This window comes from Burkholderia sp. IT-111MI5, assembly GCF_949752865.1.
GTDB classification, from domain to species: domain Bacteria; phylum Pseudomonadota; class Gammaproteobacteria; order Burkholderiales; family Burkholderiaceae; genus Burkholderia; species Burkholderia pyrrocinia_C.
In genome coordinates, this window is the sequence record NZ_CATKIF010000044.1 from 24,848 (window position 1) to 43,666 (window position 18,819).

General features: G+C 68.2%; 16 protein-coding genes. 11 read left to right on the top strand and 5 right to left on the bottom strand.

All coding sequences use genetic code 11. From position 1 onward, the window contains the following. Positions 1 to 59: 59 nt before the first annotated feature. The 4 genes from iolB to ACM6JT_RS24815 all read right to left on the bottom strand — a co-directional run bounded on the left by iolB (position 60) and on the right by ACM6JT_RS24815 (position 5,808). Positions 60 to 878, bottom strand: a complete 819-nt coding sequence (gene iolB / locus ACM6JT_RS24800; RefSeq protein ID WP_105390686.1) for a 5-deoxy-glucuronate isomerase — start codon at positions 876 to 878, stop codon at positions 60 to 62. A 52-nt stretch (positions 879 to 930) separates the two neighbouring features. Continuing rightward, complete coding sequence (iolE, locus tag ACM6JT_RS24805) at positions 931 to 1,860, bottom strand: myo-inosose-2 dehydratase (protein WP_131946742.1); 930 nt, start codon at positions 1,858 to 1,860, stop codon at positions 931 to 933. Between the two features lie 61 nt (positions 1,861 to 1,921). After that, positions 1,922 to 3,805 carry a 3D-(3,5/4)-trihydroxycyclohexane-1,2-dione acylhydrolase (decyclizing) gene (iolD, locus tag ACM6JT_RS24810; RefSeq protein WP_105390710.1) on the bottom strand — a complete coding sequence of 628 codons (1,884 nt, stop codon included), beginning with the start codon at positions 3,803 to 3,805 and terminating at the stop codon, positions 1,922 to 1,924. Between the two features lie 47 nt (positions 3,806 to 3,852). Beyond that, positions 3,853 to 5,808 carry a bifunctional 5-dehydro-2-deoxygluconokinase/5-dehydro-2-deoxyphosphogluconate aldolase gene (locus ACM6JT_RS24815; RefSeq protein ID WP_414857521.1) on the bottom strand — a complete coding sequence of 652 codons (1,956 nt, stop codon included), beginning with the start codon at positions 5,806 to 5,808 and terminating at the stop codon, positions 3,853 to 3,855. Positions 5,809 to 6,114: 306 nt separating this feature from the next. On the opposite strand from ACM6JT_RS24815, the gene ACM6JT_RS24820 reads away from it, so the two are divergent. The 8 genes from ACM6JT_RS24820 (at position 6,115) to ACM6JT_RS24855 (ending at position 15,181) form a co-directional block, all read left to right on the top strand. Beyond that, entirely contained in the window at positions 6,115 to 7,041 is a 927-nt protein-coding gene (locus ACM6JT_RS24820) for a sugar ABC transporter substrate-binding protein (RefSeq protein ID WP_243565456.1), read from the top strand. A 67-nt stretch (positions 7,042 to 7,108) separates the two neighbouring features. Further along, the gene (locus tag ACM6JT_RS24825; RefSeq protein WP_407971368.1) at positions 7,109 to 8,704 is read left to right on the top strand and encodes a sugar ABC transporter ATP-binding protein; all 1,596 of its coding nucleotides are present in this window, start codon (positions 7,109 to 7,111) and stop codon (positions 8,702 to 8,704) included. 26 nt (positions 8,705 to 8,730) lie between these two features. Next, complete coding sequence (locus ACM6JT_RS24830; protein WP_034183374.1) at positions 8,731 to 9,756, top strand: ABC transporter permease; 1,026 nt, start codon at positions 8,731 to 8,733, stop codon at positions 9,754 to 9,756. A gap of 43 nt (positions 9,757 to 9,799) precedes the next feature. Continuing rightward, entirely contained in the window at positions 9,800 to 10,711 is a 912-nt protein-coding gene (locus tag ACM6JT_RS24835; protein ID WP_243565458.1) for a sugar phosphate isomerase/epimerase family protein, read from the top strand. 59 nt (positions 10,712 to 10,770) lie between these two features. Further along, the gene (locus ACM6JT_RS24840; protein ID WP_414857522.1) at positions 10,771 to 11,784 is read left to right on the top strand and encodes a Gfo/Idh/MocA family protein; all 1,014 of its coding nucleotides are present in this window, start codon (positions 10,771 to 10,773) and stop codon (positions 11,782 to 11,784) included. A gap of 60 nt (positions 11,785 to 11,844) precedes the next feature. Further along, the gene (locus ACM6JT_RS24845; RefSeq protein WP_414857523.1) at positions 11,845 to 12,771 is read left to right on the top strand and encodes a TIM barrel protein; all 927 of its coding nucleotides are present in this window, start codon (positions 11,845 to 11,847) and stop codon (positions 12,769 to 12,771) included. Between the two features lie 60 nt (positions 12,772 to 12,831). Continuing rightward, on the top strand, positions 12,832 to 14,004 hold the full coding sequence (locus tag ACM6JT_RS24850) for a Gfo/Idh/MocA family protein (protein ID WP_217590426.1): 1,173 nt from the start codon (positions 12,832 to 12,834) through the stop codon (positions 14,002 to 14,004). A 292-nt stretch (positions 14,005 to 14,296) separates the two neighbouring features. After that, a complete protein-coding gene (locus ACM6JT_RS24855) occupies positions 14,297 to 15,181 on the top strand; it encodes a MurR/RpiR family transcriptional regulator (protein WP_034183379.1) in 885 nt (294 codons plus the stop codon). A gap of 57 nt (positions 15,182 to 15,238) precedes the next feature. Here ACM6JT_RS24855 and ACM6JT_RS24860 read toward each other — a convergent pair whose 3' ends face one another. Beyond that, positions 15,239 to 16,759 carry a CoA-acylating methylmalonate-semialdehyde dehydrogenase gene (locus ACM6JT_RS24860; RefSeq protein WP_034183380.1) on the bottom strand — a complete coding sequence of 507 codons (1,521 nt, stop codon included), beginning with the start codon at positions 16,757 to 16,759 and terminating at the stop codon, positions 15,239 to 15,241. Positions 16,760 to 16,867: 108 nt separating this feature from the next. Between ACM6JT_RS24860 and ACM6JT_RS24865 the strand changes: the two genes are divergently transcribed. The 3 genes from ACM6JT_RS24865 (at position 16,868) to ACM6JT_RS24875 (ending at position 18,801) form a co-directional block, all read left to right on the top strand. After that, positions 16,868 to 17,803 (top strand): LysR substrate-binding domain-containing protein, encoded by a 936-nt coding sequence (locus ACM6JT_RS24865; RefSeq protein WP_414857524.1) that lies wholly within the window; start codon positions 16,868 to 16,870, stop codon positions 17,801 to 17,803. A 116-nt stretch (positions 17,804 to 17,919) separates the two neighbouring features. Beyond that, entirely contained in the window at positions 17,920 to 18,147 is a 228-nt protein-coding gene (locus tag ACM6JT_RS24870; protein ID WP_006402122.1) for a sulfurtransferase TusA family protein, read from the top strand. Between the two features lie 228 nt (positions 18,148 to 18,375). Then, positions 18,376 to 18,801, top strand: a complete 426-nt coding sequence (locus ACM6JT_RS24875) for a peptidase (RefSeq protein ID WP_105390692.1) — start codon at positions 18,376 to 18,378, stop codon at positions 18,799 to 18,801. The last annotated feature ends 18 nt before the right edge of the window (positions 18,802 to 18,819 follow it).

Genomic DNA, 18,819 nt, shown 5'->3' on the forward strand with positions numbered 1-18,819 from the left:
AGTCGTGTTCGCGCGCCGGCGTCGCCTCGTCACGGGCCGCGCGCTCGCCCGTCGTTCGTTCAGCGCTTCGGCGCCGCGTCGAGCATCCACTCGTGCGCGGGGTCGTTCTTGAACGCCCACGCGCGGCTCGGCCCGGCCATCACGTTCAGGTAGTACAGGTTGTAGCCGTGCGGCGCGACGACCGGGTGGTAGCCGCGCGGCACCATCACGACGTCGTGGTTCTCGACCGCGCACGCTTCGTCGAGGCTGCGGTCGTCCGTGTACACGCGCTGGAACGCAAAGCCTTGCGGCGGATCGATCCGGTGGTAATAGGTTTCCTCGAGCGAGGTCTCGTCGGGTGCCGCGTCGCGGTCGTGCTTGTGCGGCGGATAGCTGCTCGAATGGCTGGCCGGCGTGACGACTTCGACGACCAGCAGCCGGTCGGCCGCCGGGTTGTCGCCCATCAGGATGTCGCATACGTAGCGCGTGTTGGTGCCTTGCCCGCGCACCGAACGGCGCATCCGTTCGCCGTCGAGGCGCCGCACCGGCTTGTCGCCGCTCGCGTACGGTGCGGTGCACAGCGCGACTTCCGCATCGCGCGTCGCGACCAGCGTGACGGTCTTGCCGCCCGGCACGTACAACGCGTCCGGCGACACGTCTTCGAATACGCTGTCGCGTTTGCCGAGCGCATCGTAGGTTGCGCCGTCGACGTCCGCGCGCACCGTGCCCGTCAGCACGACGACGCACAGCTCGCGCGCGCCGGTGTCGAGCGTTTCGGTGTCGCCCGCCTTCAGGCGCAGCGCGCGAAAACCGACATGCTTCCAGCCGGCCGACTCGGGCGTGACGTTGCAGATTTCGCGGTCGGCAGATGCCTTGACCAGCAGGGGAGAAATCGTCATGGGGTGGGGCTCCGCAATAGGGTGGGGCTCGAGCGTTCGGGCACTTGCATGCTCACGCGCTCAACCGGTCGACGATCGCGCGCAGCGATTCATAGCCCTTTTTCGCATACGCGTAGCTCGGCGCGACGGCCGGATCCTGCTCGGCCTCGACGACGAGCCAGCCTTCGTAGCCGGCGTCCTTCAGCGTGCGCAGCGTCGCGTCGTAGTCGAGCGCGCCGTCGCCGGGCACCGTGAAGGTGCCGTTGATCACGCCATTCAGGAAGCTCCAGCCGTCGTTGCGCGCCTGCGTGACGACCTGCGCCCGCACGTCCTTGCAATGCACGTGGACTACGCGCGACACATGCTTCTTCAGCAACGTCACCGGGTCGGCCGCGCCGCCGAAATACGCGTGGCCGGTGTCGAACAGCAGGAACACCTTCGCCGGATCGGTCAGCGCCATCAGCCGGTCGACGTCGTCGGGCGACTCGACGTACGCGCCCATGTGGTGGTGGTAGGCGAGCTTGATCCCGTACGTGTCGAGCAGGTGCGCGCCGAACGCATCGAGGCGCGCCGCGTAGCGCCGCCATGCTGCGTCGTCGACGAAGCGCGGCCGCTTCGCGACCGGCGTGTCGATGCTGCCCTGGATCGTGCCCGCGCATTCGCCGTACACGACCACCTTCACGTCGTTGTATTGAAGCTTCGTCATGTGCGCGCGGCATCGCGCGATTTCTGCGGCGACCGCATCGGCGTCGGTCATGCCCGGTTCGACTTCCGCGAGGAAGCCCGAATACCAGCCCGATACGCACACGAGCCCGAACTCGGCGAGCTTCGCCTTCAGCTCGGGGCCCGTCTTCGGAAACTTGTTGCCGAGCTCGAAGCCCGCGTAGCCGATTTCGGCGCCTTCCTTCAGCGCCGTTTCGAGCGGCGTCTCGCCGCCGAGCGACGGCAGGTCGTCGTTCATCCACGACAGGGGATTGATACCGATGCGGACGTTCCAGCTCATGACGTGCTTCCTTGGTTCGAATGTGTTTTTCGCGGGGCGGATGGGCAGGCAGCGCGCGGCATCAGCGCCGCTGCCGGGTCTTTGCGTCGAGATACGCGCGGTGCGCCGCTTCGACGCCGGCGCGCTCGGATACCTGCGGCACTGCGACTTCCCACCACGCGCCGCCGTCGTCGGTCGTGCGTTTGTGCGTGGTGTCGATCACGAGCACCTGGCTCGTCTTCGCCGCGCGGGCGCGCTTCATTTCGCTGCGCAGCTCGCCGACGTCGCGCACGTGCACGGCGTCGGCGCCCATCGCGCGCGCATGCATCGCGAAGTCGATCGTCGAGCGCGCGCCGCCTTCCGGCACGCAGTCGTCGAGCATGTTGTTGAAGCTCGCGCCACCGCAATTCAGTTGCAGCCGCTCGATGCAGCCGTAGCCGCGGTTGTCGAGGATCACGACGATCAGCTTGCGGCCGAGCATCACGGAAGTGGCGAGCTCGGCGTTGAGCATCATGTACGAGCCGTCGCCGACGATCACGATCACTTCGCGCTCGGGCCGCGCGAGCTTCGCGCCGAGGCCGCCCGCGACTTCGTAGCCCATGCACGAATACGCGTAGTCCATGTGGTAGTTGCCCGGCACGCCGCTGCGCCACAGCTTGTGCAGCTCGGCCGGCAATGTGCCGGCCGCGCACACGACGAGGTCGTCGCGTGCGCTGTCGCGCCCCGCGTCGGCCGCGGAGTCGCGCACCGCGCCGATCACGTCCGCGTCGTACGGCAGCGTGTCCTTCGGCACGCGCGTCGTCAGCTCGGTCACGCGCGCGTTCCACGCGGCGGCCTGGTCGCGGTTGGCGGCCGTCCATGCCGCGTCGGCGCGCCAGCCGGCCAGCGCGGCGGACAATTGGCCGAGGCCCGTGCGCGCATCGGCGACGAGTTGCCGGCCGCGTTTCTTGCCCGCGTCGAACGGCTGCACGTTCAGGCTCAGTAGCGTCGCGTCGCCGTACAGCGCGTGCGAGCCGGTCGTGAAGTCCTGCAGCCGCGTGCCGACCGCGAGCACGACGTCGGCCTGCGCGGCGGCGCGGTTCGCGGCGGGCGAACCCGTCACGCCGATCGACCCGAGGTTCAGCGGGTGATCCCACGCGAGGCTGCCCTTGCCGGCCTGCGATTCGGCAACCGGCACGCCGTGCGTGTCGGCGAACGCGCGCAGCGCGTCCCACGCCTGGCTGTACAGCACGCCGCCGCCGGCGACGATCAGCGGCTTCTTCGCGGCCTTCAGCACGTCGAGCGCGTCGGCGAGTTCGAGCGGGTCCGCCGGTGGGCGGCGCATCCGGATCACCGGCGGCGCGAAGAACGCCTCGGGCCAGTCGTAAGCGAAGGTCTGCACGTCCTGCGGCAGCGCGAGACACACGGGGCCGCACTGCGCGGGGTCGGTCATCACCTGGATCGCGCGCGGCAGCGCGACGAGCAGTTGCTCGGGCGACGTGATCCGGTCGAAGTAGCGCGTGACGGGGCGGAAGCAGTCGTTCGCGCTGACGTCGCCCTGTTCGAAATCCTCGACCTGCTGCAGCACGGGGTCGGGCAGCCGCGACACGAACACGTCGCCGGGCAGCAGCAACAGCGGCAGCCTGCCGACGTGCGCGAGCGCGGCCGACGTCAGCATGTTGGTCGCGCCGGGGCCGATGCTCGACGTCGCGGCCATCATCCGCTGGCGGAAATTTGCTTTCGCGAACGCGACGGCCGCGTTGGCCATCCCTTGCTCGTTATGCGCGCGGAACGTCGGCAGCCGGTCTTTCTCGGCATGCAACGCTTCGCCGAGCCCGGCCACGTTGCCGTGGCCGAAGATGGCGAACACGCCGCCGCAGTACGGCAGGATCTCGGTGCGGCCGTCGGGCTGGACGACTTCGGCGCGCAGGGCGGCCAGGTAGCGCACGAGCGCCTGGCTGACGGTCAGTCTCACGGTAGGGGTCATCGTCGGTCGGTGAAGAAGAATCGGATCGGTCATGACGGGCACGCGCATCAGGCCGCGGCGGCGCGCGCGGCGCCCCGGCGGCCGAGCCACGCGTCCACGAGCTGCGCGAAGTTGCCGGCGACTTCGTCGATCAGCGCCTGGTCGTCGATCCGGCCGGCGAGCCAGTTCAGCGACGCATCGGCCCACAGCGTGCGCCCGACCATGAAGCCCTTGACGATCGGGTTGGTCGCCGAGCGGAAGCTGTCGACGAGATACTGCAGCGGCTGGTTCAGCCCGAGGATCACCGCGCCGCGGCAATGCGGGTCGCGCTCGGCGATCAGCGCAGCGAGCCGCGCCCAGCCGTCGGCGCTCAGCGGCGTGAGCTTCCACCATTCGGGCATCACGCCGAGGTTGTAGAAGCGCGCGACCGCGCGCAGCACCGCATCGTCCTCGGTGCCGGCCGGCGTGACCGCGCGCGGCGGAATGACTTCCAGCAGCAGCTCGTTGCCGCTGGCGCGCGTGGCTTCCCACAGCTCCAGCACGCGCTGCTCCTGCTCGACGCGCAGGTCGACGTCGTCGTCGGGGTGGTAGTGGACCAGGCATTTCACGACCTGCTCGGTCGGCCAGTGCGTGAGCGACGAGCCGACCGAGCGCGTCTCGTCGAAGCGCAGCGGCCGCGAGCCCGGCAGCTCGACCGGGCGGCCGACCCACCAGCCGCGCCCGGTGGCCGACGCGAGCGCGTCGCTGCCGTACGCGCCGCCGTCGATCAGCACGCCGACGTGGCCTTCGATATGGCGATCGCGCTCGACCTGTTCGGCAGCGCGCACGAGCAGGCGCTTCAGTGTCTTGATCCGCGCTTCGTCCGCGCCGGCCTGCACCGCGAGTTCGTAGAACTGGCTGCGATGGTCGAACGCCATCACGCACAGGTCGTCCCATTCGCGGCGCGGCACCGTGACGCGATGCAGGTGCGCGAGCGTGCGGTCCGCGTCGACCACGGGATTGCGGCTGCCGTCGAACCAGTGCGCGAGTTCGGCCGGCGTCGGCATCGCGGCCGAGCATGCATGGCGCGACACGACGATCGCGCCGCATGCGTTCGCGATGCGCGTCGATTCGGCCCAGTCGCGGCCGCGCAGCAGCCCCGACAGCAGGCCGGACAGGAACGCGTCGCCCGCGCCGAGCACGTTGAGCACCTCGACGCGTTCGCCGAGGAAGGTCGGCGCAGCGTCGATGCGCGCGGGGATGTCGCCTTCGATCACGCAGCAGCCGAGCGCGCCGCGCTTGACGACCAGCGTGGCGTTCGTGATCCCGCGTACCGCCTGCAACGAACCGATCAGGTCGTGCGGCACGCCGCCCGCGATCAGGAATTCCTCTTCGGTGCCGACCAGCAGGTCGAATTCGCCGAGCACCTGCTGCAACTGCCGCGTCACCTGCTCATCCGGCACGTAACGGTTCTCGCCCGCGCCGCGCGCGGTCAGCCCCCACAGCACGGGCCGGTAGTCGATATCGAGGATTCGCACGACGCCGTGGCGGCGCGCGTAGCCGAGCGCGGTCAGCGACGCTTCGCGCGTGGCCGGCGTCGAAAGATGCGTGCCGGTGATCGCGAGCGCACGGCAGCCGGCGATGAAGTCCTCGCGGATCTCGTCGGCGCGCACGGCCATGTCCGCGCAGTTCTCGCGCACGAACAGCAGCGGGAACGTGTCGCGATCCTTCAGCCCGAGCAGCACCAGCGCGGTGAGGCGTTCGCGGTCGGTCTGCAGCTGGCTCGTGTCGCAGCCTTCGCGCTCGAGCGTCTCGCGCAGGAAGCGGCCCATCTGCTCGTCGCCGACGCGCGAGATCATCGCGGTCTTCAGCCCGAGCCGGGCGACGCCGAACGCGACGTTGCCCGACGAGCCGCCGAGATACATCTGGAAGCTGCGCGCATCTTCCAGGCGGCTGCCGTACTGCTGCGCATAGAGATCCACGGCCACGCGGCCGAGGCAGGCGAGATCGATGGGGCGGTCACTCGGAAAGTTCAGCAGGCTCATATCACGTATCACGCTCGCGGCCGGCGTTCGGCGCTGCCGGCAGTTTAGGGGACCGATCCTCCGGCGGCGGTCCGCAACGTGCGCTGCACGACGCGAGGCTGCCTGCCGCAAGGAATCGGGCTACGGACGCAGTCTAGACTTTTTGGAAATTCAGTTCCCTAGGTGAAATCACGTAGAAATAAATTTCCAAATTTTCGAGGAAGTGATCTACAGTTTCATCCGGATGCTTCAGTCCGTATCGGACTCGGCCCGGCGGCGCGCAACGCGCCGTCTTCCGCCCCCCGGAGATGAGGAGACAGAGTGATCATGAAGACCAAGCTGATGGCCGTCGCGGCCGCCGCGATCCTGGCTGCGCCGCTCGCGCACGCCGAGAAGATCGGCGTGACGATGGCGTCGTTCGACGACACGTTCCTGACGATCCTGCGCAACAGCATCAACGACGCAGCGAAGAAGGACGGTGCGACGGTGCAGATCGAGGACGGCGGCAACGACGTCGGCAAGCAGTTGAGCCAGGTTCAGAACATGATCGCGCAGAAGGTCGACGCGATCATCGTGAACGCGGTCGACACCGACGCGACGCCGAAGATCACGAAGATGGCGACGGCGGCGAAGATTCCGCTCGTCTACGTGAACCGCAAGCCGGTCGATTTCGACAAGCTGCCGGCCGGCGTCGCGGTCGTCGCGTCCGACGAGAAGCAGTCGGGCACGCTGCAGGCGCGCCAGGTGTGCAAGCTGCTCGGCGGCAAGGGCGACCTCCTCGTGCTGATGGGCGAGCTGTCCAACGAATCGGCGCGTGCCCGCACCAAGGACATCGAGGACGTGATCGCGACGAAGGATTGCGCGGGCATGAAGATCGTCGACAAGCGCGAAGGCAAGTGGAGCCGCACGCAGGGCCAGGACATCACGATGAACTGGCTGAGCTCCGGGACCAAGTTCGATGCGATCGTGTCGAACAACGACGAAATGGCGATCGGCGCGATCAACGCGCTGAAGGCCGCGCGCAAGTGGACGCCGAAGACCGTCGTCGCCGGCATCGACGCGACGCCGGACGGCCTCGCATCGATGAAGAGCGGCGAGCTGAAGGTGTCCGTGTACCAGAACGCGATCGGGCAGGGCGCGCAGTCGGTTGCCGCCGCGCTGAAGCTTGCGAAGAAGCAGCCCGTCGACCGCTTCGTGAACGTGCCGTTCGAGCTCGTGACGCCCGAGAACATGAACCAGTACGCCAAGCACTGACCGGCTTTTCCGTTGAACTGCGCGGGCCCGGCCTGGCCGGGCTCGCGCGACTTGTCGAGGAACGTCCATGTTTACAGCCAGGATCGCGTGCCCGATGGCCGGCGTCGACGCGCCGGCCGCTTCATCCGGAGGATCGCCCGGCGCATCCGGGTCGTCCGGCTCGCCGGCTCCTTCCGTGGCCGACTGCGTGCTCGAGGTGCGCGGCGTCGGCAAGTCCTTTCCCGGCGTCGTCGCGCTCGACGGCGTGCAGTTCCGCGTGCGCCGCGGCACCGTCCATGCGCTGATGGGCGAGAACGGCGCGGGCAAGTCGACGCTGATGAAGATCATCGCGGGCGTCTACACGCCCGATCAGGGCGAGATCCTGATCAACGGCGAACCCGTCGTGCTGAACGGCCCGCTCGATGCGCTCGACCGCGGGATCGCGATGATCCACCAGGAACTCAACCTGATGCCGTACATGACGGTCGCGGAGAACATCTGGATCCGCCGCGAACCGAAGAACCGTTTCGGCCTGATCGATCACGCGGAGCTGCGCCGCCGCACGGCCGCGCTGTTCGAGCGGCTGTCGATCGACATCGATCCGGAAACCGACGTGCGCACGCTGACGGTCGCGAGCCGGCAGATGGTCGAGATCGCGAAGGCCGTGTCGTTCGACTCGGACGTGCTGATCATGGACGAGCCGACGTCGGCGCTGACCGACAAGGAAGTCACGCACCTGTTCCGGATCATTCGCCAGCTGCGCGAGCAGGGCAAGGGCATCGTCTACATCACGCACAAGATGAACGAGCTGTTCGAGATCGCCGACGAGTTCTCGGTGTTCCGCGACGGCAAGTACATCGGCACGCATGCGTCGAGCGACGTCACGCGCGACGACATCATCCGCATGATGGTCGGGCGCGAGATCACGCAGATGTTCCCGAAGGAAGAGGTGCCGATCGGCGACGTCGTGCTGTCGGTGAAGAATCTCGCCGTCGACGGCGTGTTCCGCGACGTGAGCTTCGAGCTGCGTGCAGGAGAAATTCTCGGCGTCGCGGGCCTGGTCGGCTCGGGGCGCTCGAACGTCGCTGAGGCGCTGTTCGGCGTCGTGCCGGCCACGTCGGGCGAGATCCGGATCGACGGCAAGCCGGTGCGGATCGCGACGCCCGCGCAGGCGATGAAGCACGGGATGGCGTTCCTGACCGAGGACCGCAAGGACAGCGGCTGCTTCCTGAATCTCGACCTGCTCGCGAACATGGAAGCGGCGGTGCTCAGCAACCGCTACGTGAAGTTCAATTTCGTGCAGCAGGCGCAATTGAAGCGCGACTGCGAGGAAATGAGCCGGATGCTGCGCGTGAAATCGCCCGGCCTGCACGAGGAAATCCAGAACCTGTCGGGCGGCAACCAGCAGAAGGTGCTGATCGGCCGCTGGCTGCTCACGCAGCCGCGCATCCTGATCCTCGACGAACCGACGCGCGGCATCGACGTCGGCGCGAAGGCCGAGATCCACCGGCTCGTCAGCGCGCTCGCCGGCAAGGGCGTCGCGGTGCTGATGATCTCGTCGGAGATGCCGGAGGTGCTGGGGATGAGCGACCGCGTGATGGTGATGCACGAAGGGCGCATGACCGGCATCGTCGAACGCAAGGACGCCGACCAGGTCCGCATCATGGATCTCGCGTCGCGTTGAGCCGAAACAAGATTGGAGACAAAGCAATGGGCAACCTGAACCCGGTCGCGGACGCGCAGACCATGACAATCAAGACGCGGCACACGAAGTGGCCGCCGGAGCTGAGCATCTTTCTCGTGCTGGTCGGCATCAGCCTGTTCTTCGAGATCGTCGGCTGGATCGTCGTCGGCCAGAGCTTCCTGCTCAACGCCGAGCGGCTCGAGATCATCGTGCTGCAGATGGCCGTGATCGGCATCATCGCGGTCGGCGTGAACCTCGTGATCATCACCAGCGGGATCGACCTGTCGTCGGGGTCGGTCGTCGCGGCGGCCGCCGTCGTGTCGGCGAGCCTCGCGCAGGTGTCCGACTTCCCGCGCGCGGTGTTCCCGCACCTGACCGACCTGCCGATCATCTGGCCGGTGCTGGCCGGCGTGTGCGTCGGGTTGCTGGTCGGCCTGCTCAACGGCTCGCTGATCGCGATGACGGGCATTCCGCCGTTCATCGCGACGCTCGGCACGATGGTCGCCGCACGCGGGTTCGCGAAATGGTTCACCAACGGGATGCCGGTGTCGATGCTGACCGACCAGTTCGCGGCCATCGGCGCGGGCGCCAATCCGGTGATCATCTTTCTCGTGATCGCCGCGATCTTCCACGTCGTGCTGCGCTACACGCGCTTCGGCAAGTACACCTATGCGATCGGTGCGAACCGCCACGCGGCCGTCGTGTCGGGCATCAACGTCACGCGTCACCTGGTGTTCGTCTATGCGATCGCGGGCCTGTTGAGCGGGATCGCCGGCACCGTGACGGCCGCGCGCGCGATCTCGGGCCAGTCGGGCATGGGCGTGATGTACGAGCTCGATGCGATCGCCGCGGTCGTGATCGGCGGCACGTCGCTGTCGGGCGGCCTCGGCCGCGTGACGGGCACCGTGATCGGCGTGCTGATCCTCGGCGTGATGACGTCGGGCTTCACGTTCATCCGCATCGACGCGTATTACCAGGAGATGGTCAAGGGCGCGATCATCGTCGCGGCCGTGATCGCCGACCAGTATCGCAACAAGAAGAAGCGTCGCTGACCCTGCCTGTCCGACCGGAATCCGATATCGACAAGGATGCCTTATGAAGATCGCGCTGGACCCCTACATGATTCGCCACCTGCCGCTCGACCGGCTGCCGCACGCGGTGGCCGAGCTCGGCTACGACCAGATCGAGCTGTCGCCGCGCAGCGATTTCCTCGACTGGTGGGTGATGCCGCGCGCGACGCGCGAACGCATGGCCGCGTTTCGCCAGGCGATGCGTGCGAGCGGTGTCGGCCTCGCGTCGCTGCAGCCGATGTACCGCTGGGCGAGTCCGTTCGAGGACGAGCGTCAATGGGCCGTGCGCTGCTGGAAGAAGGCGATCGAGGTCGCGGTCGAAATGGAGTGCGCGCTGATGGTGTCCGAGTTCGGGCGCGGCGCGTCGCCGGAGCGCTCGGTCGGCGAGCGGCCGGGCGCGAATCCGAAGGAGCTGTGCGAAGCCGCGTGGTTCCGGTCGATGGACGAGCTGCTGCCGATTCTCGAACGCGAGGGCATCGTGCTGTCGGTCGAGCCGCATCCGGAGGACTGGATCGAGCAGCTGCAGCCGGCGATCGACATCGTGACGAACCTCGGCTCGCCGTCGCTGAAGCTGTCGTATATCGCGCCGCACACGTTCTACTACGGCGACGACATGGCCGCGATGATCGCGCAGGCCGCACCGATCCTCGCGCACGTGCGCGTGGCCGACACCTTCGACCACCGCAAGAGCAGCCAGCTGCGCTACATCGTGAATCCGCCGGGTTCGAACCAGATCCGCGTGCACCAGCATCTCGACATCGGACAGGGCGAGATCGACTGGGACGTGTTTTTCCGCGCGCTCGGCGCCGCGGGCTTCGACGGCGTGATGTCGTCGTGCGTGTTCGCGTGGGAGGACCGTGCCGAAGCATCGTCGCGCTACATGCGCGACACGATGCAGCGCTACGTCGATCGTCATTTCGATCGCACGGTGCGCTGAACGATTACCGACCGGCGCGGCACGGGCCGCGCCGTTGATGAACGACTGGAGACCCCTAGATGACCTTGCAAATCGGCGTGATCGGCTGTGGCGCGATCGGCCAGGACCATATCCGCAGATTGACTCGCACGCTGTCCGGCGCGCGCGTCGTGGCCGTCAACGACATCGATCCGCAGCAGGCGCGCGATGCGGTGACGAAGTACGGGCTCGATGCCGAGATCTACGGCGACGGCCATGAAGTGGTCGCGGCCGCCGACGTGCAGGCCGTGCTCGTCACGTCGTGGGGGCCGACCCACGAAGCGTTCGTGCTCGACGCGATCGCGCACGGCAAGCCCGTGTTCTGCGAGAAGCCGCTCGCCGTGACGGCCGACGGCTGCATGCGGATCGTCGAAGCGGAAGTCGCGCACGGCAAACGGCTCGTGCAGGTCGGCTTCATGCGGCCGTACGACGAAGGTTATCGCGCGCTGAAGCGCGTGATCGACAGCGGCGAGATCGGCGCGCCGCTGGTGCTGCATTGCGCGCACCGCAACCAGTCGGTCGGCGAGCGCTACACGACCGACATGGCGATCACCGACACGCTGATCCATGAGCTCGACGTGCTGCGCTGGCTGCTCGGCGAGGATTACGCGAGCGCGCAGGTCGTCTATCCGAAGAAGACGCGCCATGCGTCCGCGCATCTCGCCGATCCGCAGATCGTGCTGCTGGAAACCGCGAGCGGCGTGCGCATCGACGTCGAGATCTTCGTGAACTGCCAGTACGGCTATGACATCCAGTGCGAGGTGGTCGGCGAGCAGGGCATCGCGAAGCTGCCGGATCCGCCGGCCGTGGGGCTCAAGCGCGCAGCGCGGCAATCGGTCGACATCATGACCGACTGGAAGGTGCGCTTCATCGCGTCGTACGACGTCGAGCTGCAGGCGTTCATCGACGGCGTGCGGCAGGGTGCGCTGACCGGCCCGTCGGCCTGGGACGGCTACGCGGCGGCGGTCGCGGCCGACGCATGCGTGCGGGCGCAAAAGAGCGGCGCGGTCGAACCGATCGCGATGGCCGAGCGCCCCGCGTTCTATCGCGGCTGAACCGGCCGCGTCGCGACGATTCGTGCGGCCGTGCGCCGCTTTCCTGCCGGACTGACCGACATGACGATGAAGATTGGTTGTGCCCCGTGCTGCTGGGGCGTTGACGACGTGAAGAACCCGAACCTGCCGCCGTGGCGGCACGTGTTGGCCGAGGCCGCGCAGGCCGGCTACTCGGGCATCGAGCTCGGGCCGTACGGCTATATCCCGCTCGAGCTCGACGTGGTGAGCGCCGAGCTCGAGCGGCAGCGCCTGAGCATCACCGCCGGCACGATCTTCGACGATCTCGTATCGCCGGAGAACCTGCCGAACCTGCTGCGCCAGACGCGCGAGATCTGCGCGCTGATCACGCGGCTGCCGAAGCTGCCGACGCAGGACGGCCAGCGCTACGCGGTGCCGTACCTGGTCGTGATGGACTGGGGGCACGAGGAACGCGATTATGCGGCCGGCCACTCCGATCGCGCGCCGCGCCTGTCCAGCGAACGCTGGGCGCGGATGGTCGACCACATCCGGCAGATCGCGACGATCGCGCGCGACGAGTTCGGCGTGCGCGCGGTGATCCATCCGCATGCCGGCGGCTACATCGAGTTCGCGGACGAGATCGACCGGATCGTCGCCGACCTGCCGGCCGACACGGTCGGCCTCTGTCTCGACACGGGCCACCTGTACTACTCGGGCATGGACCCGGAAGCCTGGCTGCGCCGCCATGCGGCGCGCGTCGACTACGTGCATTTCAAGGACATCGACAAGGCCGTGTACGACGCGGTGATGGGCGAGCACATCGCATTCTTCGCCGCATGCGCGCGCGGCGTGATGTGCCCGATCGGCACCGGCGTGCTCGACTACCGGTCGATCCGGCGCGCGCTCGACGACATCGGCTACGCGGGCTACATCACGATCGAGCAGGAACGCGATCCGCGCAATGCGGGCACGAGCCTGCGCGACGTCGCCGCGAGCCGCGCGTTTCTCGCGTCGGCCGGCTTCGCATGAACATCCGCATGAACGCCTGAACCACCGAAACCCTGAACACGGACCAGGAACACCACCATCATGATTGACGGACAGATTCTGCTTGGACACTCGATTCGCTGGGGCATGGTCGGCGGCGGGCTCGGCAGCCAGATCGGCTACAGCCACCGGTCGGCCGCGTTGCGCGACGGCAGCTTCGAGCTGGTCGCCGGCGCGTTCGACATCGATCCCGAACGCGGCCGCCAGTTCGGCGTGAAGCTCGGCGTCGCGGCCGAGCGCTGCTATCCCGACTACGCGACGATGTTCGACGCCGAGGCGCGCCGCCCGGACGGCATTCGCGCGGTGTCGATCGCGACGCCCAACAACACGCACTTCGAGATCTGCCGCGCCGCGCTGAACGCGGGGCTGCACGTGGTCTGCGAGAAGCCGCTGTGCTTCACGACCGACGAGGCCGAGACGCTGCAGCGGCTGTCGGTCGAGAAGAACCGGATCGTCGGCGTCGCATACGGCTATTCGGGCCACCAGATGATCGAACAGGCGCGCGAGATGATCGCGCGCGGCGATCTCGGCGAGATCCGCATCGTGCAGATGCAGTTCGCGCACGGTTTCCACAGCGACGGCGTCGAGGCCGCGAGCGCGGCCGCGCGCTGGCGCGTCGACCCGAAGTTCGCGGGCCCGAGCTACGTGCTCGGCGATATCGGCACGCATCCGCTGTACATCTCCGAGGTGATGGCGCCCGAGCTGAAGATCCGGCGGCTGATGTGTTCGCGGCAGAGCTTCGTGAAGAGCCGCGCGCCGCTCGAGGACAACGCGTTCACGATCATGGAATACGACACGGGCGCGATCGGCTACGTGTGGTCGAGCGCGGTGAACGCAGGTTCGATGCACGGCCAGAAGGTGCGCGTGATCGGTTCGAAGGCGAGCGTCGAATGGTGGGACGAGCATCCGAACCAGTTGCGCTACGAAGTGCAGGGGCAGCCCGCGCAGGTGCTCGATCGCGGGATGGGGTATCTGCATCCGAATGCGTTGCGCGAGGATCGCATCGGGGCCGGGCATCCGGAAGGGTTGTTCGAGGCGTGGTCCAATCTCTATCAGCGCTTCGCACTCGCGATGGACGCGGCCGATCGCGGCGACGCCGCGGCGCTGAAGGGCATCCGCTTTCCGGACGTCCACGCGGGCGTCGAGGGCGTCCGATGGGTCGAGAACTGCGTGCGTTCTGCCGACGCGGGCGGCGTATGGGTCGACTATCGTTGAGCAGGGCAGGCCGGATGCGGCGCACTGCGCGCCGCTTCGCGCCGGCCGTCGGCCCCGATAGTCTCGGTAGACACCCTAATCTTTACGACGCCGCGAGAGCGTTGGACAATCGTTTCCAGTCTTGCCGTGGAGCGTGTGCAGGTGATGATCGAGCGCGTGGGAGCGAAACGCGCGGCGCGGGCCGTGCCGCAAACGTGATTAAATTCGCCCTTCATGCATGTATCCAGGTGAGCCTCGGGCCGCGTCCGTCAGCATCGCGCGCGCACCGGGGCCGTCAACTTCGCGCCATCCGATGAGTTCATCCGAGAAACCTCCTGCCACCGTCGAGCAGTTCCTGCAGCACCTGACGCGGGAATACGACGGCCTCAGCAATCGCCTGAAGGTCATTGCGCGCCACGTGGAAACGCATCGGGACCAGCTGGGCCTGGAAGGCATCCAGTCGCTCGCGGAGGCGTGCGGCGTGCAGCCGTCGGCGGTCGTGCGCTTCGCGAAGCATTTCGGCTTCTCCGGCTTCTCCGAGATGCAGCGGCTGTTCCGCGAAGGGCTCGCGCAGCAGATCGCGCCGGGGCGCGCATACAACCTGCGGCTGCGCGACGTGATCGAATCGGGCTCGTCGAGCCTGCAGCCCGAGCAGATCGCCGACGAATTCATCAAGGGCAGCATTGCCGGGATGCAGCAGTTGCGGCAGACGCTCGACCCGCAGGCGCTCGCGCAGGCCGTCGAGCTGCTCGCCGACACGCAGGCGATCTGGATCGCCGGCTCGCGGCGCGCGTTTCCGATCGCCGTGTATCTCGACTACGCGCTGCAGCACACCGACAAGCGCATCGGGCTGTTCAGCGCGCTCGGCAGCATGCATCTCGGGCAGATCCGGTCGGTGCGCAACGGCGACGTGATGATCGTCATCTCGTTCATGCCGTATGCGGACGAGACCGTGCAGGTCGCGCAGCAGGCCGCACAGCGCGGCGCGCGCCTGATCGCGATCACCGACAGCCGGATGAGCCCGCTCGCGCGGGAGGCCGAGGTGACGCTGATGGTGCAGGACAGCGAGACGTTCGGGTTCCGTGCGCTGACGGCCACGATGGGCCTCGCGCAGAGCCTGTTCGTCGCGCTCGCGTACCGGCTCGAGCTGTCGTACCTGCCGACCGCCGACGGTGCGCACGGCAAGAAGGCCGGCTGACGCATTCTGCCGGCGCACCGCCCGCCGATCGATCAGGCGGGCGGCGCACCGGCCGGCTTACTTCGCGGTCGGCATCGCGAATTCGGCGCCCTTGCCGATGCTCGACGACCAGCGCTGCATCACCGACTTCTGGCGCGTGTAGAAGCGCACGCCTTCCTCGCCGTACGCATGCATGTCGCCGAACAGGCTCTTCTTCCAGCCGCCGAAGCCGTGCCATGCCATCGGCACCGGAATCGGCACGTTGATGCCGACCATGCCGACCTGGATGCGCCGCGCGAATTCGCGCGCGATGCCGCCGTCGCTCGTGAAGCACGACACACCGTTGCCGAATTCGTGCGCGTTGATCAGGTCGACCGCTGCGCCGAAATCCTTCACGCGCACGCAGCCGAGCACGGGCCCGAAGATTTCTTCCTTGTAGATCCGCATGTCGGGCGTCACGTGATCGAACAGCGTGCCGCCGGTGAAGAAGCCTGCCTCGCGGCCCGGCACGCGCAGCCCGCGCCCGTCGACCACCAGTTGCGCGCCTTCGCTCACGCCTTGCTCGATATAGCCTTCGATGCGCTTCAGCGCTTCGCCGGTGACGATCGGGCCCATCTCGACTTCCGGCTGCATGCCGTCGCCGATCACCAGCTTGCGTGCGCGCTCGGCGACCGCCGGCACGATCCGGTCGGCCACGTCGCCGACCAGCACCGCGATGCTGATCGCCATGCAGCGTTCGCCGGCCGAGCCGTACGCGGCGCCGATCAGCGCGTCGACCGCCTGCTCGATGTTCGCATCGGGCATCACGACGAGATGGTTCTTCGCGCCGCCGAGCGCCTGCACGCGCTTGCCCGACTGCACCGCGCGCTGCTGCACGTAGGCCGCGATCGGCGTCGAGCCGACGAAGCTGACGGCTTGCACGTCCGGGTGGTCGAGCAATGCGTCGACCGCGCCCTTGTCGCCCTGCACCACGTTGAACACGCCGGCCGGCAGCCCGGCCTGCGTGAGCAGGTCGGCGATGAACAGCGCCGCCGACGGGTCGCGCTCGCTCGGCTTCAGCACGAACGTGTTGCCCGTCGCGATCGCGACCGGGAACATCCAGCACGGCACCATGCACGGGAAGTTGAACGGCGTGATGCCCGCGACCACGCCGAGCGGCTGGCGCATCGTCCAGTTGTCGATGCCGGTGCTGACCTGGTCGGTGAAGTCGCCCTTCAGCAGCTGCGGCACGCCGCACGCGAATTCGACGATGTCGATGCCGCGCGCGACTTCGCCCTGCGCGTCGGAGAACACCTTGCCGTGCTCGGCCGTGATGATCGCCGCGAGCGTGTCGCGGTGCTCGTTCATCAACTGCAGGAAGCGGTGCAGCACGCGCGCGCGGCGGATCGGCGGCGTCTCGGCCCAGGCCGGGAACGCGGCGTGGGCCGATGCGACGGCCCGCTGCACTTCGCTGTTGTCCGCGAGCGCCACGCGGCGCACCGCGCGGCCGAGCGCCGGGTTGAGGACGTCCTGGAAGCGGCCGCTGCGGCCGGCGACGGGCGCGCCGTCGACATAGTGGCCGACGTCGGCGTCGGACGTGTACGCGGGAACCGGATTCATCGTGTCTCCTGGGGATGAGGGGGAACGGAACCTAGTCTAGGGAAACCTGCGGGGCGGGAGAAGGCCGCGAAACTTGATTCACTGTTCAGAATTCTGAATAATCGACGGATGAATCAGCAAAATGTCCAGGCGCTCTGGCCGCATATCCATTCGCTGACGGTACTGGCCGCGGCCGGCAGTTTCACGGCCGCCGCGCAGCGGCTCGGCATCAGCAAGGCCGCGATGAGCCAGCGCATCGCCGATCTCGAAAAGGCGGCCGGCGTGCCGCTCGTGCGCCGCACGACGCGCAGCGTGCGGCTCACCGATGCGGGCCAGACGCTCGTCGACAGCACGCGCGACGCGTTCGAGTCGATCGGGCAGCATTTCGCGCGCGTGAAGGACCTGGCCGGCGAGCCGCGCGGCCTGCTGCGCGTGACGGCGCCGGTCGCGCTCGGGCGCCAGCAGGTCGTGCCGCACCTGCCCGATTTCCTGCGGCAGCATCCGGGCGTGCACATCGAGCTCGACCTGTCGGACCGGCTGCATTCACTGACGCAGGAAGGCTTCGACCTCGCGATCCGCCATACGACCACTGCGCCGCAGACCCACGTCGCGTGGAAGCTGTGCGACACGCGCTCGCTGCTCGTCGCGAGCCGCGACTACCTCGACGCGCGCGGCGCGCCGCGGCACCCGAGCGAACTCGTCGACCACAGCTGCCTGTGTTACCTGCGCGACAACGAACCGGCCGCATGGAGCTTCGAGCCGGACGGCCGGCGGCGCCAGCGCGTGAGCGTGCCGGTGCGCGGCAGCTTCGCGGCGAACAACAGCGAGGCGATGCGCGAGGCCGCGCTCGGCGGGCTCGGCATCGCGCTGCTGCCCGATTTCAGCGCGCGGCGCGATCTCGACGCCGGCCGGCTCGTCGCGCTGCTCGACGGCTGGCGGCCGTCGGGCGCGTTCGGCGACCACGTCTTCGCGATCCGCCCGTACAGCCCGGTCGTGCCGAGCGCGGTGCGCGCGCTCGTGCGGCACCTGCGCGAACGGCTCGCGGGCGGCTTCTCCGGCACGTGACGCCGGTGCCCGCGGCGCCGGGCCGCGGGCTGCCCGGGCGGGCAGGGCGGCGCTGCGGTAAAATCGCGGCTTCCTCCAGCGCCTCGTGTGGCGTGACATTCGAAGGTCGACAGCCGATGCAGATTCACAAGGAAGTGGACGCGCGCGGGCTCAATTGCCCGTTGCCGATCCTGCGTGCCAAGAAAGCGCTTGCCGATATGGAAAGCGGGCAGATCCTCAAGGTGCTCGCGACCGATCCCGGCTCGCAGCGCGATTTCGCCGCGTTCGCGAAGCAGACGGGCAACGAGATCGTCGAATCGACGACGCAGGACAAGACCTTCGTGTTCCTGATGCGCCGCCGCTGACGGCCCGCATCGCGCGCCCGGCCGCGGCGTCCGCTCGCGGTGCGCGGGCCGGCAACGCCCGGCGCCGGCCGGTCGAGCCTCTGACAATTCTTAAACCTCGCTTCGTGACTGGCTGCGTATACTGACCCGGCCGGTCGTCCGCTCCCAGCGGAGGTGCCGGCCGCGGTACGTCGTATGGCGGGCACGGGGGCCATGCCTGACGCTGCCGTCGTACAACGGGGAGAGGACATGTCCTTCAGACCAGGGACCCTTCGAAGTCCGTCCGGAGCGGAATGCATTGCGCCCGAGCGTGCGTCGGAATTGAGCCGTATCGAGCTCGATCCGCAGCAGGATCGCCACGCGCGTGCCGCGCTGGAGGCCTACGCGGATTCGGCCGCGGCCGAGATGCCGTGGCTGGCCGAGTGGCTCGACGAACGGCTGCGCGATGCCGCACAGGACGACGGCTCGGGCCTGACCTACTGCGGTGCGACGATCGAACGCGTGTTCGATCTGGCGCAGGCATGGGCGGCGGGCCAGCCGGACTACGCGGCCAGCGCGTGGGAGCGCGTGCGCGGGCAGTTGCAGCGGATGCTTGCGCAACCGGCGCTGTCGCAACCGCTGGTGCAACGCTTGTCGACCGACGATTTCACCGAAACGGTGGCGGGCGCCGATTAGGCGTCAGATTGCGCGACA